Source organism: Methanothrix sp., assembly GCF_016706325.1.
Taxonomy (GTDB): Archaea; Halobacteriota; Methanosarcinia; order Methanotrichales; family Methanotrichaceae; genus Methanothrix.
Map to the genome: position 1 here is coordinate 49000 of NZ_JADJJX010000002.1, position 16174 is coordinate 65173.

The 16174-nt window shown below is 54.8% G+C and carries 14 protein-coding genes, 1 tRNA gene, 1 pseudogene and 1 CRISPR repeat array (1 of these 17 cut by a window edge); of the genes and pseudogenes, 8 read left to right on the forward strand and 8 right to left on the reverse strand.

What is annotated here, in order from left to right:
* Positions 1–25: 25 nt before the first annotated feature.
* Entirely contained in the window at positions 26–1606 is a 1581-nt protein-coding gene (locus IPI63_RS09830) for an ATP-binding protein (RefSeq protein ID WP_292478256.1), read from the reverse strand.
* A 342-nt stretch (positions 1607–1948) separates the two neighbouring features.
* Between IPI63_RS09830 and IPI63_RS09835 the strand changes: the two genes are divergently transcribed.
* The gene (locus tag IPI63_RS09835; protein ID WP_214065894.1) at positions 1949–2293 is read left to right on the forward strand and encodes a DUF555 domain-containing protein; all 345 of its coding nucleotides are present in this window, start codon (positions 1949–1951) and stop codon (positions 2291–2293) included.
* Positions 2294–2346: 53 nt separating this feature from the next.
* On the opposite strand, the gene IPI63_RS09840 is transcribed toward IPI63_RS09835, so the two are convergent.
* Positions 2347–4662, reverse strand: coding sequence for an ATP-dependent DNA helicase (locus IPI63_RS09840; RefSeq protein WP_214065893.1), 2316 nt, complete (start codon positions 4660–4662; stop codon positions 2347–2349).
* A 135-nt stretch (positions 4663–4797) separates the two neighbouring features.
* Here IPI63_RS09840 and IPI63_RS09845 point away from each other — a divergent pair, with 135 nt between their 5' ends.
* The 4 genes from IPI63_RS09845 (at position 4798) to IPI63_RS09860 (ending at position 8370) form a co-directional block, all read left to right on the forward strand.
* Positions 4798–5457, forward strand: a complete 660-nt coding sequence (locus IPI63_RS09845; protein WP_292478257.1) for a hypothetical protein — start codon at positions 4798–4800, stop codon at positions 5455–5457.
* A gap of 14 nt (positions 5458–5471) precedes the next feature.
* Positions 5472–6887, forward strand: a complete 1416-nt coding sequence (locus tag IPI63_RS09850; protein ID WP_292478258.1) for a hypothetical protein — start codon at positions 5472–5474, stop codon at positions 6885–6887.
* 47 nt (positions 6888–6934) lie between these two features.
* Positions 6935–7651: a hypothetical protein gene (locus IPI63_RS09855; RefSeq protein WP_214065890.1), complete on the forward strand. Its 717-nt coding sequence runs from the start codon at positions 6935–6937 to the stop codon at positions 7649–7651.
* Positions 7652–7728: 77 nt separating this feature from the next.
* Positions 7729–8370 carry a Fic family protein gene (locus IPI63_RS09860; protein WP_292478259.1) on the forward strand — a complete coding sequence of 214 codons (642 nt, stop codon included), beginning with the start codon at positions 7729–7731 and terminating at the stop codon, positions 8368–8370.
* 53 nt (positions 8371–8423) lie between these two features.
* Here IPI63_RS09860 and IPI63_RS09865 read toward each other — a convergent pair.
* A pseudogene (locus IPI63_RS09865) lies at positions 8424–8558 on the reverse strand (transposase); the annotation flags it as partial.
* A 193-nt stretch (positions 8559–8751) separates the two neighbouring features.
* Here IPI63_RS09865 and IPI63_RS09870 point away from each other — a divergent pair.
* Both IPI63_RS09870 and IPI63_RS09875 read left to right on the forward strand, forming a co-directional pair.
* Positions 8752–9855 carry a GTP-binding protein gene (locus IPI63_RS09870; RefSeq protein WP_292478260.1) on the forward strand — a complete coding sequence of 368 codons (1104 nt, stop codon included), beginning with the start codon at positions 8752–8754 and terminating at the stop codon, positions 9853–9855.
* Between the two features lie 178 nt (positions 9856–10033).
* Positions 10034–10372, forward strand: a complete 339-nt coding sequence (locus IPI63_RS09875; RefSeq protein WP_214065393.1) for a hypothetical protein — start codon at positions 10034–10036, stop codon at positions 10370–10372.
* Between the two features lie 57 nt (positions 10373–10429).
* Here the strand turns inward: IPI63_RS09875 and IPI63_RS09880 are convergent, their stop codons facing one another.
* From IPI63_RS09880 to coaBC, 5 genes are all read right to left on the reverse strand, one after another.
* Positions 10430–11257, reverse strand: coding sequence for a phosphate ABC transporter substrate-binding protein (locus IPI63_RS09880; protein WP_292478639.1), 828 nt, complete (start codon positions 11255–11257; stop codon positions 10430–10432).
* Positions 11258–11338: 81 nt separating this feature from the next.
* The gene (locus tag IPI63_RS09885) at positions 11339–12133 is read right to left on the reverse strand and encodes a phosphate ABC transporter substrate-binding protein (RefSeq protein WP_292478261.1); all 795 of its coding nucleotides are present in this window, start codon (positions 12131–12133) and stop codon (positions 11339–11341) included.
* 219 nt (positions 12134–12352) lie between these two features.
* Complete coding sequence (locus IPI63_RS09890) at positions 12353–13111, reverse strand: 4-phosphopantoate--beta-alanine ligase (protein WP_292478262.1); 759 nt, start codon at positions 13109–13111, stop codon at positions 12353–12355.
* Complete coding sequence (locus IPI63_RS09895) at positions 13104–13997, reverse strand: pantoate kinase (RefSeq protein WP_292478263.1); 894 nt, start codon at positions 13995–13997, stop codon at positions 13104–13106. Before IPI63_RS09895 ends, IPI63_RS09890 begins: the two co-directional genes overlap by 8 nt.
* A complete protein-coding gene (gene coaBC, locus IPI63_RS09900; RefSeq protein WP_292478264.1) occupies positions 13994–15190 on the reverse strand; it encodes a bifunctional phosphopantothenoylcysteine decarboxylase/phosphopantothenate--cysteine ligase CoaBC in 1197 nt (398 codons plus the stop codon). The genes IPI63_RS09895 and coaBC overlap by 4 nt, the downstream gene beginning before the upstream one ends.
* A 96-nt stretch (positions 15191–15286) precedes the next feature.
* Between coaBC and IPI63_RS09905 the strand changes: the two genes are divergently transcribed.
* Positions 15287–15388 (forward strand) — tRNA-Met (locus IPI63_RS09905).
* Between the two features lie 526 nt (positions 15389–15914).
* Positions 15915–16174: a CRISPR direct-repeat array (repeat unit 36 nt; unit sequence GTATCCATGTCTGAAAGGACGTGGCCCAATTGAAAC); it runs 142 nt beyond the window's last position.

Below are 16174 nucleotides of genomic sequence, written 5' to 3' on the forward strand. Positions count from 1 at the left end.
CTCGCTGACGATGTCAAGATTGATGTCATCTGCCCCCCCAGGTATCGAGTAGGATGAGGTCGAAGGGTATGGCGCTCTGGATCAGATTTCTCGTCGATTCGCTCCATTCAACAGCTACTGGGAGGATACCCCAGTCCAGAGCGATATGGCGGAGAATATCTTTATTGGTCGCGCTCTTCCCTATGATGAGAATTCGTTTTCCTTCCAGCCTGGGCTGGATCCCTGAGTAAGGGGATTTGAGATCAGCCTGCCGTGCCTTGATGAAAAAATGAAATGTCGATCCCTTTCCGGGAATGCTCTCTGCCCAGATTCTCCCTCCCATCATCTCCACCAATCTGCGGCTTATGGCAAGGCCGATGCTGGCACCTGGATTGCCTCCCTGGGGGGAGTCAATTCCGCTGAACGACTCAAAGTCCGTCTGACAGAAGGAGCGGGAGAGCCGATCCATAACCTCGCTGTATGATTCGAAGAGTATTTCCATCCTCTCGGGCGTTATGCCCGTACCCGTATCGCTGATGGTAAAATGAACCTCGCAATAGCCTGCGCAGTCCTTGGATGATGCTGATATTAGGACCTCGCCTTTCTCAGTGAACCTGACGACATCATCCAGCAATCTGACCAGTATCTGCTTTAGCTTATTGCGATCGCTGCAGATCCCCGCCGCCATGGCCCTGTCTATCTTATATGCCAGGTTCAACCCCTTCTCCCCTGCCATCAGGGCCACAGAATCGAGGGCCTCTTCGATGCAGTCGCTCAGGATGAATTCCTCCAGTTCAATAGCTGTCTTTTCCCTCTCTATTCTGGAGAAATCGAGGATGTTGTTGATAATGGACATGAGGGCATCACCGCTCACCATTATCGCCTCCACGAAGTCCCTCTGCTTAGGGGTAAGCTTCTCATCCAAAAGCAGGCTGGTCATGCCTATGATGGTATTCATAGGGGTGCGAATCTCATAACTCATATTGGTCATCATCTGCTTGTAGGTAGCGAGAAGCTCGATCACACTATCCTTATCGTTTACAAAATATTTTTTCTCCCTGCCGGACCTTTCATGGTATATAATTTTTTTATCTTCCAATATATTAATGTGTTTTGAGGCTGTGGAGGGACTGATGGACAGGCTGTTGACGATCTGGGAGAATTTCAGGCCGGGAGATTCAATCAGAATGAGAATTATATCGCGAAAGCGCTTCTGCTGAAGAAGGGGTGCCAATGTCTTCTCCATGGGTTTCAGCTTGCCTTGAACAAAATAGACCTTCAAATTGTTCTGTCTTTGGCAGACAATAGAGCCCTTCTTCTCCAGATAATCAAGGTGGTAGCGAAGAGTGGATAGACGCATATCAAGGTCCCTGGCGATCTTTCTCATATGTGAGCCGGGGTTATGCGATATATAGTCCAGAACCATACTCCTGTTATCAAAGGACGGGGCCTCTTGCATACTCTTTTGGGCGCCCTTCTGCACATTTTTAGGCATGCCCTTCTGCACATCTTTAGGCACGTTCTTCTGCACATCTTTAGGCACGCCCTTCTGCACATTTTTAGACGCGCCCTTTTGCATCCTCCTTTGCGCACCCTCCTGCGCGCCCTTTTGCATATCCTCTTGCATTCTGTCAGACCCTCTTATGCCCGAATTCATAGAGGAGAAAGATCAAAAATGCTGCAATTCCGGAATTATCCCAAGGATCGGTAAATAAAAGTGTCACAATTCCAGAATGGCGGACCTTCTTCAGGCATATTGTTCCGAACGACTCTCTCTTATTAATAGTATATGCCCTTTTCTAATGCCTCTTGCCATATTCAAAGGGGAATAATGAAAAAATAAGAGATCTGCAAGCCCGATCTTTGCTGGAAATTCCACAGCCCTATCCATTCATCCGCGATAGCCTGGTCCGAGGCCATCTTGAGGGCGGAAAAAGTAGATATGATACATCCTCCATCCAAATAGGCGATGCCTAATTTCAACGTCTTGCTGGAGGGTGCCTGGCTGGTAAGAGATGTCAAGACTGAGGATGATGCCATTGGTGTGGCCATCTCTGAGGCGGGCAAGAGATTGAACCAGAGAAAGATGGACTTTGTGGAGGTGGAGGTGGGCCAGTGGGATTGTCCGGAATGCAAAGAGCCATTAAATGGCGTCTTTCTCGTTGCCAGCACAGCGCTGGTGGCCCTTCTATTCGAGATCAAGATATTCAATGCAGAGAGCGAGGAGCATGCAGGCAGGATCGCCAAGTCCACTGTAGGAAAGGCTCTGGGCACCATCCCGCTGCGGGTGATCGAGGTCGATCAGATCGATTGAATATTTTCACATTAAATAAATTTTATAGTTTAAAAATTATATGACGGCAGGATCTATCCTCCAGACCGGCCCGAACCCCTGGGGGCGGCATTGCCCCTGGGGCTGTGACCGCCCAGGCCCAATGATCTTGCCAGCTCCCTCAGATCCCTCTTGCTCCCCCTTCGCGCCCCTCTCCTCTTATGAGGCCCAGCCTTTGAGCCTCCATCCGGGATGATCTCTGAGCCTCCTCCGGGATCGTCCACGGCTTTATTCTCTCCTCCCCATCCCTTGATCCTCTCCCGGATCAATTCCCGTCCCTCTCTGGCATCAACAACGATCAGCTCATCTCTCACCCAGCTGGGAAGGAATCGATTGACCCCTCCCAGATCGTCATCCTTGAAACGGCGGTCGCAGAACAGCAGAACGCCCCTCTCCGACTCCGCCCGGATGACCCTTCCAGCAGCCTGGAGCCCCCGGTTTATTGCCGGGAGGGTATAGGCGATTAGCATTCCCTTGGTCCTGCCGTATTTCATGGTGTAGTAGCTGTTGATCTCCCTTTGGATCTCATCGTAGGCCGCCAAAGGCAGCCCGACCACTGCCACCCCCTTCAGGGCCTCGCCTTTATAGTCGATGCCCTCTGCCAGCTTTCCTCCGCACACGCCTGTCAGCACTCCGCCCCCCCTAGCCCCCAATGAGAAGAACTGATCCAGGAGCTCGGGGACCTCCTCGGCACTGCGCGGCTCGACGCAGAGCCTCTTTCCAACCCTGCGGGAGGATGCCAGGCAGAGGTCCCGGTAGTTGTTCATCATGGGATAAGAGGTGAAGAATACAGCCACATTTCCCGGCACACACTCGATCAGCGACCGGATATGTCCTGATATCTCCTCTCTATTGTCTATGTCCTCCCTCTGCTCCAGATAGGTGGTGGCCTTCTTAGCCGCTAAAAGGAGCCGGTTCTCCCTGGGGAAGGGATTGGGCAGGCTGAGCTTCTTCGCCCTCCCCTCCTCTCCCAGGCAGTAGAGCTCATAGGCCTCCAGAGGAGAGAATGTGCCTGAGAGCATGATAGTGGCATTGATATTGTCTGTGATCCTGCGGATGTTCGCTGCCGGATCGATGTTATTGACCTCCAGCCGGACGAGCTTCTTTTTGCCTGAGCCGGTGACAACGATCTTTCTCTGCAGAGCTATATCCTTCTCTGCCGCCTCCACATCCCTGAGAAAGAGAAGCACCAAAGCCAGGCTGGGCTGAATATCGCCCTGCAGGTTCTCTCTGTCCCCCTCAGCCAGGTTCAGATCGGCGACCGCCACTGCCACATCTGAGAAATAGGATAATGCATCATCGATGTCATCGATCCCATCATAGAGGAATGCACGGAACAGATCGGCATCCATCAGGGCCTCCCCCTCCGGCATCCTCTCCAATCGGCTGGAGAGAAACCTCCTGAGCCTGGGAAGGAGCAGGCGTATGACTCTGATCCCCTCTCTCCTCCAGGAGGCCTCCTCTCTGCTCTCATCCAGCCTCGCCTGCCCTAGTGTCCCCTCAAACTTCTCCACCTCAGTCTCAGAGAGGTCTATCGTCCTCAGGCTGAGGTGGCGTGAGTTCATCGAGCGTACTGCATCTCCCAGATTATGGGCCTCATCTATGATCAATGTGACCTTCTCTGCATCCATCTCCAGCCACTGGAAGATGACATCCTGAAAGTCCGGACTGAAGAGATGAGAGTAGTTCATGATCACAATATCGCTGTTCTTGGCATAAAGGCTCATGATCTCATAGGGGCAGATGCCCTGGCAGGAGCTCTGAAGGCCGGAGGGCGGGGTTATCCTTCGTTTGAGGCCCTCCACCACATCCAAAGCGCGGGAGGAGCGGCGGAAATGCACAGTCCCATTGATCTCAAAAGCCTCTCTGCTTCGCAGGTAGTACGGACAGAACGTTCTGTACCCTGGCTCCTCCTCGGGCATGTTATCGGCGAAGGGATCGTAGACGCTGGCATTGCCCTTTGCAATCCGAGAGGAGACATAGTTCTTGCTCCACTCTCGAAGCCGGGAGCAGCCGGCATAGACGCTCTCCCCCCGGAACTCGCCCTCCAGAGGGCAGATCCTCTGCTTTCCCACCATATAGGCGATCTCCGGTTTATGGCGGGTCTTGGACCAGATGCGATTGATCTCATCGATGTAGATATCGATCTGCGAGACCGTCCGCACCGCCACCACGATCTTCCCCGGAGCGGCGGCAAGAGCGGCGCTGATGCAACTGGTCTTCCCCGTGCCGGTGGGAGCATCAATCATCAGAATACCCTGCTTGCCTCTGCTCACCACATCATAGACTGCATCCAGCATCCTGTCCTGTTGAGGCCGGAGGGACTCATAGGGGAAATAATCCAGGTACACAGAGGCATGATCTCCCTGGGAAGAGATAAAGGCTATCCATAGAAAAGTTGAAATTGTATTGAGGACATCAATTATTTTGTAGCATTGATGGTGGGGATGATGAGAGCTGAGATTGCAATCTTGATTATGCTTATTGTGGCATTTATTTTCCCGGCACTCTCTTCTGTCAGCCAGAAGGATGCTGTGTCGGGTGGCCTGGGAGAAGATCAGAGCTTCAGGTTATCGATATTGAGTTCAGATAGCAAGAGGCTTGAGGAGAGGATGGCTGAGGCCTTGGCGAATATGATCTCTCAGGGCAATTCGCCCAGCGGAGGAGAGAGAGGCTGGAGCAGCTCTGTCGCCCCCGGCTCGAGGGGATCAAACCCTCTTCATGGGGGATCTTCCAGCATCGGCCAGTCTCTTCTTAATAGATCAGCCGCCAATATATCAGCCATTAACACAACTGATGCCAACTTATCTGTCATCGATTTCCAAGCCGCCAATGCATCAATCAGCCATTCACTGACCAACCTATCTGCTATCAGCTCCCAAAGGGCAGATGCATCCATCAACCCCTCATCATCCGGCCTTTCTGCCATAGGCGCCTCTGCCAATCAGCAGACACCGGAATCGCCTCCTCCGGCCGGCGGAGGGGAGCAGGGCATGGGGGCCATCAGCAGCTCGAAGTTCAATGGCTACTATGGAATCACATCCTCTCAGCATCAGATGGGCAAGAACAAGATCGACTCCAGCACTTTCCTCAGTGGAAGCTTCTCTATGGAAAAGGCTGTGAAATTCCAGGATAGAGGCATCTAGCACTCGGGGATATCATGAAGAGATCAGCCACCTCGCTCTCTCCTGCGGGCAGATCAAAGGCCGCCGTCTCACCCTCGAAGAGGCAGAGATTCAATAGCTGCCTGAGGTCAAAGTACCATCCGCTTCATTTGATCCACCGGCCAATTCCCCTCCTGGCACCTATTCTCTTCTTCATCCCCATCTTTGTCTTCATCTTTATTATCTCCATCCTCATCTCCATCAACTGGATTCATCCATCCACTGCTTCCCTTTATGGCTGTGAGCTGGCAGAGGAATGGAACAGGACCTACGGCGGAAGGTATGGCGATGGTGCCTGGTGCGTGCAGGAGACAGCTGACGGTGGCTATATCCTGGTGGGAAACACTGCCATCCGGGGAGAGGGGAGCGATCTGTGGTTGATTAGAACCGATGCAGATGGAGGCTCCCTCTGGAGCAGAGTTCTGGGAGGATCGAATGAGGACGTGGGATATTTTGTCCGGGAGACGGCTGATGGGGGCTATATCATCGCCGGCAGCAGCTATTCCTTTGGCATGGGCGGGGAGCGGCTATGGCTTATCAGGATGGATGGGAATGGAAGCCTGATCTGGGACAGGACATTCGGCGGATTTGTGCACTCCTCCGGTGACGGGGGCTGGTCTGTGGACGAGACCGATGATGGCGGATACATCGCCACCGGCTACACCCAGTCAAAGGGAAATGGAAGAAAGGACCTCTGGCTCCTTCGCACCGATGATAAGGGAGACTTGCTCTGGGATAGAAGCTACGGAGGAGCAGGTGATGATGTGGGCCTCTCCGTCCTGCAAAGCCGGGACGGAGGTTTTATCGTTGCCGGCAGAACGGCATCCCTGAATAAGAAGGGCGATGATGATATCTGGCTCTTGAAGACAGATGACCGGGGGGTCATGACCTGGAATGCAACCTACGGAGGAGATGGGGACGATGCCGCCTTTCAGGTGGTGGAGCTGGCAGACGGCTACGCCCTGGTGGGCAGGTCCGAGTCTGGGGCGGAGAAGGAGAGGATCATTCTCATCCGGGTGGATCACCTGGGCCGGAAGATCTGGGAGAGATCATACCTGGGAGGCTCAGGCGCCTCCCTGCAGCAGACGGCAGATGGTGGCTTTGTGATCGGCGGAAGGATTGATAGGGAGGAGTCGGGGAGGGATGGCCTGATCATAAAGACCAATTCCGTTGGAGAGGAGATGTCCAGATTGGTCCTGGACGGAATGAGGGACGATATCTGCAGCTTCGTCATTCAGAACCGGAAGGGAGACTATATCCTGGCGGGAATAACCTCCTCATACGGATCTGGAGCAGAAGATGCCTGGCTGGTCAAGGTGATCTCAAAGGATCTGAGAGAGATCAATGCTCACCGGCTGGAGAACCTGACGGCATCGCTGCAATATCGGGCCGGGCCGAGAAGATCGCTCTAGACACCTATACAAAAATCTTTTAAAGACGGAGGGTCTTAAGAGAGCTGATGCGACCTGCAGTCAGGATCTCCGATATCGGCCTGTATCTGCGCTGCCCCAGGCTTGTTTATCTCGATTCCCTGGGAAAGCTGCCCAGATACAGCAGTGCGAAGCAGATACTGATGCGCAGCCTGGCTCTCTCTTTGCTGCAGAAAGAGGATCTGGAGGGGCAGCTCAAAGAGGCTCTGCAGAGGTTGAGGGTGGAGCTTCCCCTGGTATACGATCTGGAAGACGGTGAGCTAGAAGCCGCCCTGAAGGAGGTGGATGGTGAGATTGGGTCGATGGCCGTCGGCCTTATCGGCCAGATGGAGCACCTCATCCCCTTCGAGGCGGATGTGGAGCTCTACTCTGAGAGGCTGGGACTCTCCGGCCGGCTGGACAGGCTGGCTCCCGGAAAAACGCCATCGATCATCCGCACCGGCCGGCCGCCAGAGAACGGGATATGGAAGAGGGATCGGCTCATGCTGGCCGGCTATTCCCTCCTTTTGGGGGAGAGGGATAGAGCAAAGGTGGAATGGGGCCAGGTGGAGTATCCCGGCCTGGGGATGGTGCGGAAGGTGGCGATCCGCAGCACTGATAAAGCGCGAGTGCTGCGTCTTCGCGACAGGATCTGCTTGATAAAGGACGGCCAGCTTCCCGACCGGCCGGAGGGCTCCCCCTGCCAATCATGCCAGGCGCAGCAGCAATGTGAGATGAGGCACTCATTGGCCTCAAGGTTTTTCTGATAGCCTGCATATGCTCGCCTGCATATCTCGCAGCTGATGTATGTGATATCGATACCCGGAGCTGATGGGCCCTCTTCATGGCCTCCCTGATGGCCTGGGCAGCTGGGGCTGAGAGGTCCGGGCTGCCCGCTCCCCTCATCGCCGGCCTGCTCCATTATCAGTTCGTCACCATCCACCCCTACTACGACGGCAACGGCAGAACTGCTCGCCTGCTGGCAACCTTCATCCTGCACAAAAGCGGCTATGGCCTGAACGGCTTCTTCTCCCTGGAAGAGCACCATGCCCGCGATCTGCAGGGCTACTATCGGGCATTGACCGTCCATCCTCACCACAACTACTACTTCGGCAGAAGCGAGGCTGACCTCACTCCCTGGCTGGAATACTTCATCTCCGCCCTGGCCGCGGTCTTTGAGTCCGTCCGGCTCGCTGCCCAAAAGTACGCTGCGGAGGGCCAGGAGGCCGAGCCGGAGGACCTCCGCCGCCTGGATCACCGGGCAAGAGCCGTCTTCGGCCTCTTTGCCGGAAGAGAGACCATCACTTCTCCCCAGGTGGCCGCCGAGCTGGGCCTCTCCGAGCGCATGGCCAGAAACCTTCTAAAAGATTGGGTGAAAGATGGTTGGCTGGAGGTAGCCGATCCCTCCCGGCGTGCTCGATCCTACCGTTTATCGGCAAAGTATCGGCAATACATCGGCAGCTTATCGGCAATAACTCAGAGATGAGAGAACAACGAGCAGTGATTACGCCGATTACTCTGAAGACGGCATAATCGAGCAGCCCGCCATCGGGATGGAAGGCTGGGGTGGACACCATATTCGCGGGCAATCTGGGCCAGGGGTTTACCGGGCTCAAGCTCAGTTATTACTGATATCTTGAATTCTCGGTCGTAGCGCCGTCCGGTCTTTTTCAGGTGATCTCCTCCATGAACTGCCGTTGTTTAACTCATTGTCCACTCGGGGGGTTGCCTCCATACATATGATAGCCCCATCCCATAACTTATAAAGGAGGAGCTCTATTCCTCTTGGGAAAGTGGCGCATCACACTTCCATTTGATGGCATGGAAGGCCTTTTCAGCCATCCTGCCCACCAAGAGGAAACATAAAATGGCAACCATCGAGGAGCAGATCAAAGCGCTGGAAGAGGAGATCTTCAACACTCAGAAGAACAAGGCCACTGAGCACCACCTGGGCAAGATCAAGGCCAAGATAGCGAAGCTGAAGGCCCAGCAGGAGCTCCAGAAGATCAAGGGTGGCGGAGGGGGGAGAAGATATTATATCAAGAAGTCCGGCGATGCCACTGTGGCCCTGGTGGGCTTTCCGTCCGTGGGCAAATCCAGCCTGCTCAACCTTCTGACAGGCTCCAAGTCTGAGGTGGCTGCTTATCAGTTCACTACCCTGGAGGTCATCCCGGGGGTGATGAAGCATAAAGGGGCTGAGATCCAGATTCTGGATATGCCGGGGATCATCAAAGGGGCGGCGCGGGGCAAAGGCCGGGGCAGGGAGGTGATAACTGCAGCCCGGGCGGCGGATATGATTCTCTTATTGGGGGATGTATTCAACTACAACCTCAAGGTCCTGGAGCGGGAGCTTTACGATGCCGGCATAAGACTGGACAAGCAGCCTCCAAACATCAATATCACCCAGGAGAGGAAGGGGGGCATCATTGTGCGCAGCACTGTACCCCTCACCAAGATGACGGAGTTTGAGATCGCTGAGATCATCCGCGCCTATGGAATAGTGAATGCAAGCGTCACCGTCCGGGTGGATATAGATACCGATAGCCTGGTTGACTTCCTGGCCGGAAACAGGGTCTACATCCCCTCTTTAGTGGCCATAAACAAGTTCGATCTGCGCTATGATCAGATCGAGGAGAAGATCAGGGAGGATCTGGGCAGGGACTTTCTACCCCTATCCTGTGCCACCAAAGAAGGCTTGGAGGAGTTGAAGGATCACATATTCGAGAGATTGGGGTTCATTCGCATCTATCTCAAGCCCAAAGGAGGAAAAGCAGACCTGGAAGAGCCGCTTGTGATTCTGGACGGAAGCACAGTGAAATCGGTATGCGAGCATCTGCACCGGGACTTTGTGAACCTATTTCGCTATGCTCTGGTCTGGGGAAAGAGCGCCAAGTTCCCTGGCCAGTCCATAGGATTGGACCACCAACTGCAGGATTGTGATGTGCTCTCCATAGTGACCAAGAGGAGATGACCGAGGCATCATATCATTGACCAACAAGCTTATATGGCAAGCTATCTTGCTTATCCCGCTACATTTCATCGAATAGAAGATATCAATCGGATTGATTATAAAATAATGTTCGACCTGTTTTGATCTAAAGGCAAAAGCCTTCAGGATAGATCGCTGTGTGGCATGAGAAGAGGAGGAAGTGATCGAAATTGGAAAATCTGGGTCAGCCGATTTGACAAAATTCCAGGATATAATCTCAGAGCTCAAGAGAAGAGGAGCTGTGGTATTGATACACCGCCCGACTCGATGGGGTTATGTGGTAGATGCTGTAATTCCTTCTGCAAAAATTGTGATCCTGAAGATGCCGGACATCAGCAAGCAGGCAAGAGTGGCCGTGAGCCAGTTCAGGGATCTGATGAGCCGGCTGGAAGGCGATGGATATCAGGTTGTGGTGATTCCAAAGAACAGAATGAGCCCGGAAGATATCAAAGCATTCTGTGACAGGATCGCTGTTGAGGCATCTTTGGCCGCTGCCTGAGATTTTGGCCGCCGCCTTTGGCAGCCGCCTGAGATTTTGGCAGCCATCAGGGATCCTTTAGAGGGCCTCAAGGGGAGGAATCTGCAGAAAAGCCGGTATGAATCCATTCTCAATTGCAATCCTCTGGCCCTCTGCACTCAGCACAAAATCGATAAAGGCCTGCGCCCCCTGACTGGGCCTGCCCAGGGTGATGAAATAAAACTCGCGGGAGAGAGGATAGCTTCCATTTTTTATATTCTCGATCGATGGCGGAACGCCATCTAAAGATATCACATTCGAGTCGCCCCTCATGATATAGCTGTACCCGACATATCCGATGGCATTGTCGCTTTTCTGGATTGCGGTCTTGATCTCGGCGCTCTCAGCAGCTTCATTTCTAACTCCAGGGGTCTCAGACTCCCGGCTTCCCATGATGATCTCATCGAACGTATCTCTGGTCCCAGACCCCGGCTTCCTTCCTATGGCGAAGATCCCCCTGTCAGGACCGCCCAGCTCTTTCCAGTTGCTGATGCTTCCAGAATAGATCCTTCTGACCTCCTCCTTTGTGAGGTTAGTGACCCCGGAGTTGTACACTCCACGGCTCACTATCAAGCATATGGCATCGTATCCCACTGTGGTCACATTAAACCTCTTTTTAGGGGTCTCGTATCTTTGCCGCTCCACCAGATGAAGCTCCCGGGAGGTCATGGCGATCGCCGATCTGCCCTCGACCACGTTCACTATCCCCACCCCCGAGCCTCCTGAGTCGACAATCACCCGGTAGTCATTCTGGAGTATGTTGAACTCCTCTGCTGATATCTCTGCCAGGGGCATGACGGTGCTGGACCCTGACACCCTTATGCTCTGCCCTCTTGCTTCGACGGGTACAGTTATCAAGAAAAACACTAACAGCAAGACCGGGAACTGTCTTTTTGCCCTCATCATCATCATTTAGCGACCTGATGATATGTAAGGTTAATGTTCAGCTCAATTTGGTATGAAACCCTCCTCTGCGGCGATCTTCTGCCCTTGGGGGCCCAGGACAAAGTCGATGAACGCCATCGCACCGGGAACGGGATCGCCGAATGTGTAGAAGTAAAGGTTCCTCTTCAGCTCGTAGATGTCCAGCTTGATGTTCTCATAGCTGGGCACAATGCCATTGAAGGCTATCCCCTGGACACCGCCGCCCAGATAGTTGAATCCCAGATAGCCTATGGCTCTATCGCTTCTGGAGATCGCCGTCTTGACTGCTGCCCCGCTATAGGCTATAGTATCCACACCATCGGTCTCAGCATCGATCTCCTCCATCACTGCTTCATTGAAGTCATCTCTGGTGCCCGAGCCGTATTCCCTGGATACGACATAGATGTCCCTGTCCGGACCTCCCACCTCTTTCCAGTTGGTGATCTCGCCGGAGTAGATCCTCTTAACCTGATCCCGATTGAGATTTCTCACCCCCTTCTGATATATCTCATCGCTCACGGCAATGCTGATGCCATCCACGCCGACCTTGAACTGCTGGAAGCTCTCTCCAAATCTCTCCTTCTCCTCTTCAGTTATGATGCGCGAAGCCATGGCTATGTTGTATTTGCGCTCCACTATTCCCAATATTCCAGCGCCCGTTCCGCCGGCAGTGACGCTGACCAAATACTCGTTCTGCTCCTGGTTGAATGCCTCTGCGGCAGCCTCGGCCAGCGGCATCACTGTCGAGGATCCCATGACAGTCACATCCACTGGCATTGCAGTGCAGAGCGAGAGGGTGGCCAGTGAGAGCCAGACCAACAAGGTTATAATTTTTTTTGTAATGAACCCCACCATTTACAGATGGTCTGAACAGATATGTAAGCCTATCGTTGGCTCACTGCAATCAATACCCGGCTGGGTTTCAATATACCCTATAAATAAATTATTAAGTTTGCCTCCACGGCAGAATATCCCGGCGACTCCCGGCGACGGCACAAATACCACCTGTCCCTGGTGGGATCTTGAATCTGCAATGAATCAAGCCTGAAGGAACTGAGAGCTCAGATGCTCCCGGATATCCTGTGCCGCCTGGGCCAGGCTCTTTTCGTTGTCATATTCATTCAGCATCCTCTCCAGATCGGATCTGGGCTTCGAGGAGAGCTGCCTGACCTGTTCTGTTAGCTGGGGCACCGCCCGGAGGATGTTATCCACAATGCTCACAGTTGCTTTTTTTGCTGTGCGGGAGAGGGGGTTGAGGTCGATGGCGATCACCCTCTTCCCCATGGCCAGCAGGGCCTCGCAGCGGTCGCCGTCCTCCAGGGGGATGAGCACCACATCGGCATCATATATCCCGCCCCTGGTGGCCAGGGCGCGGGCGTGATCCAGGCCGGGCAGGGAGATGTCCGGCTGCTCGCCCAGGACATCCTTCGCCCCCTTCTCTCGCAGCAGAGCGGCGATCCTCTTCACCCTCTCCTCGCTGCGGTGGAAGAGGTTCACCTCCAGGGGGATGTCCAGGGCTTGGGCCAGGGCTACCATCTCCTCCGGGACCAAAGCAGCAACGTTGCCGTTGACTGAGATCGCCGGCCTCCTGGCCAGGAGCAGAAGTGCTGCTGCTGCCCTGATCGCCGCGGCGGCGGAGGGCGTTGTCCTCTCCCCCAAGAGGTAGTCGAAGCATTCTCCCCTGCCCTGGGCGATCAGCCCCTGGATGCTGGTGTATCCTCTCTTCACTCCTTCTGCCACGCGCTCCCGTGCCACCAGGGAGGCATATCTGGGATGGGATTTGGGAATATCAGTCAAGGTTAGCACCTCTCTGAGAGATGAAGGTGGAATAGACCGGGCCGAAGGCCTGCAGGGCCTCGGCTGCTCCAAGGGCATAGACTGCATCTCCCAGCATGATCATGCTGGCCCTTCCGCCCTCTGCCTCCACCGCCTCTATCACATCCAGGGCCCAGCTGCTGGCAAGTCCCGTCTGCAGGGTGAAGCGGCGGGAGAGGCGCATGAACTCCTTCAATGTGGGCCTCTTCAATAGATCCTTCAGAGCAGCCCGGCCGAACTCATTTACTGCTGACATAACACTCTGATTGGAGAGCACCTCCCGGGTGGAGATCGGGCCCCGGACCACACAGTGGACGGGAAGGGGGGGTACGGGTATGCGATCGATTCTGCCGCTGCCCGGTGCGCCCGCCTCCAGGCGGAGAACCATGCCGCCGCTGTTCTGGGCGATGACATCTCCCAGGCCAGTGCGGCAGACCACCTCTGCCTCATGGGCTACCGATGCCGCCTGATCGGCGGTGAGGGCCAGATCGAAGTGGCGGTTTAAGGCATAGGCGCAGCCCAAAGCCCCCGCCCCGCTGGCCCCAAAGCCGGATCCAGAGGGCATATCCAGATCTGTCCTCACCCGGACTGGGCCTCTGGCCAGCCTCTCCGCCACAAACCTTGATACCGGGGCCTCCGCGGCTGAACCGTTAAGGATGATCTCCAGATCCCCGATATCAGGTGAGGACTCCACCACAGTTGTAGCACCGGGGGAAAGGCAAAGGCCGCAGCCGACTGAGCCGGACTGCAACGGACCATCCTCGCGCCTGGCAGCGAAAAAGCCTGTGATGTGGGATGGGACCCAGGCTTTGCTCTGGCCGGGATTCAGCCCATTCACAGGACCTGCATTCACAGGACCTGCATTCATAGGATCTCCGCCAGAGAGTCGATGATCTTTCTTGCAATCAGGCTCTTCTCTCCCTGGGCCTCGCTGTGGCTGCCGTCGCGCCCCAGTATCAGCACCCGGTTATCGTCAGTTCCCATGCCGCCTCTCGAGACATCATTGGCCACCACCAGGTCCAGGTCCGCTCCCTCCAGGGACTCTCGTGCTCTGGCCAGGAGCTGCTCGTCGCCGGCATTTATCTCTGCCTTGAAGCCCACAATCCTCAGGTCGGGATAGGCCTCTCGCACAGCCTTGATTATCTTTTTGGTGGGCTTGAGGGAGAGGCTCAGCTTCTGGCCTGACCTGATCTTCTCCTCACTTGGGTCCAGAGTATAGTCAGCCACGGCTGCAGCACTGATCAGGGCATCGTAGCCTGTTTTTAGCTCATTTAGGACTGCATCCAGCATCTGAGCAGAGCTCTCGGCATAGATCTGGCGCACGGGCAGATCCTGGATGAAGCGGTGGACAACAGCCACATCCGCCCCCCGCCTGCGGGCCTCCAGGGCCAGGGCGACGCCCGTCTTTCCTGAGGCCCTGTTGGTGAGGATTCTTATGGGGTCGATGGGCTCGGCATTCGAGCCGCTGGTGATCAGGATTCTCTTCCCTTCGAGGTCGCCTGGGCCTAGCATCCTCTCCACCTCTGCCACCACCCGCCGGTTATCGGCGATCTTGGCCTTGCCCTCCTCGATGCGCGGATCGATGAGCACTACGCCCATCTCCCGCAGGGTCTCCAGGTTTCTGATGACTGCAGGGTGGCGGTACATGGCCTCATGCATAGCCGGCACCACAGCCACAGGCTTTCCACTTCCCAGAGCTGTGGTGGCAAAGGTGGTCACTGGAGTGTCATCGATGCCATTGGCCATCTTGCCGATGGTGTTGGCCGTAGCTGGAGCGACCAGGAATAGGTCTGCCTTTCCCCCCACGCCGCAGAATTCGACGTGCTCCACCCGGCCGGTGATCTCTGCTATCACCGGATGGGCGGAAGCGTACTCCAGGGCATAGGGATGCAGTATCTGCCCGGCGGCATGGCTCATAGTGCAGTGGACCTCTGCCCCGCGGCGGATGAGGTCGCGAATGAGATCCACCACCCGGACGGCGGCGATGCTGCCGGTAACTCCCACCACTATCGTCTTTTTGGATAGGGTTTCGCTTACCGAGGCTGAGATATCAGAGGGCATGGCAGTTTCTATGGCCTGCAAGCTTTTAAAGGATGCCTCACCCCCTGCAGAGAAGCACAAACCTTAATTAGCAATTCACCCGAGGGGGTATGCCGTGCCGGGGTGGCCTAGCTGGTTAGGGCGCGAGACTCATAGGGTTATAGCGAACGACGCGCCTGAGGCATCTCGAAGTCGCGGGCTCGAATCCCGCCCCCGGCACCTTATTTCCAGCAAATGTGCCATTGTTTTCCCTGTGGTGATATCAGGATGATCCGCCCTCACCGGTGAGACGGAGGCTGCACTGTTTGAGTTGATAAGACACGATCAGGATAGAATTATGATTATTGACCTTGGGCCGGAGGATGGTATGGTTATGGGCAGAGCCGGATCTATCGGAGTCACTCCGCAAGAATCAAAACGAGGAGCGACTGTCGTCAGATCGTCAGAAAAAGCAACCGTAACAGATTTAAACATTAAGAAATAAGAACAAAACTGCTTAATTTGGGAGCAAGCCCCCTGCCCAGCAGGGCCATCCGGGCCAGACGGATGGATTTCTGGGACGGAGAACGTCCCTGTTTCACGCACCTGGGTGATGTCTGAAACCCTGGGAGGTGCGTGAAACGTCAAAGCATATCGAAAAAGCCTCTTTGACAAGGCCGACTCCACTAAGATATAGGTGTAAGTCAAGGAGGTTCGTGAAAATCGGCTTTTTTTCGATAGCAGTAAAGGCCGAAAAATGGCGGCTGTATCCATGTCTGAAAGGACGTGGCCCAATTGAAACTCACCGACCTTCTCCCTGAAAAGGGAGCTTGCAATGTATCCATGTCTGAAAGGACGTGGCCCAATTGAAACCGGAATTAAAATCAACTAAAACGCAAATATTAAAATGTATCCATGTCTGAAAGGACGTGGCCCAATTGAAACTTGCACAAGCATTACAATTTTGCACAGTTGCTCTTCGGTATCCATGTCTGAAAGGACGTGGCCCAATTGAAACCTCCCCTT